The sequence below is a fragment of the Neisseria sp. P0006.S009 genome (assembly GCF_051962915.1).
GTDB classification, from domain to species: domain Bacteria; phylum Pseudomonadota; class Gammaproteobacteria; order Burkholderiales; family Neisseriaceae; genus Neisseria; species Neisseria subflava_E.
Genome location: NZ_JBQCUV010000010.1, coordinates 1 through 333 on the forward strand (window position 1 = coordinate 1; position 333 = coordinate 333).

The following is a 333-nucleotide window of genomic DNA, read 5'->3' on the forward strand; positions in this document are numbered from 1 at the left end:
GAACAAAACAACGCCTCCGCATGCTTACTAAGCCCATTCTAGGGGTCCTGAAGCTGCGCGCGCGCTGTTGGCGCGTGACGGCAACAAGTGGCACGAAGAGCAATAATATTTCATTCAGACGGCCTTGTTTTCCAACAAAAGGCCGTCTGAAACCATGAAAGGACGAAACATGTTTGTTTGTCACGAACAAGAAAACGCTGCAACTGCCGCGCAGTCTCTCGCTGATGCCGTTGCCGCTGCATTACAAACCGCGTTGATTGAGAAAGGCCATGCGGTTTTGGCTGTTTCCGGCGGTCGTTCGCCGATTGCGTTTTTCGAGGCTTTGTCGCAAAA

1 protein-coding gene is annotated in these 333 nt (G+C 52.0%); it reads left to right on the forward strand.

Translation table 11 applies throughout. The annotated features are described in order from the left end of the window. Positions 1-169: 169 nt before the first annotated feature. Positions 170-333, forward strand: a 164-nt coding sequence (locus ACTHTK_RS10265; protein ID WP_440379750.1) for a 6-phosphogluconolactonase, incomplete at its 3' end; no start/stop codon positions are given.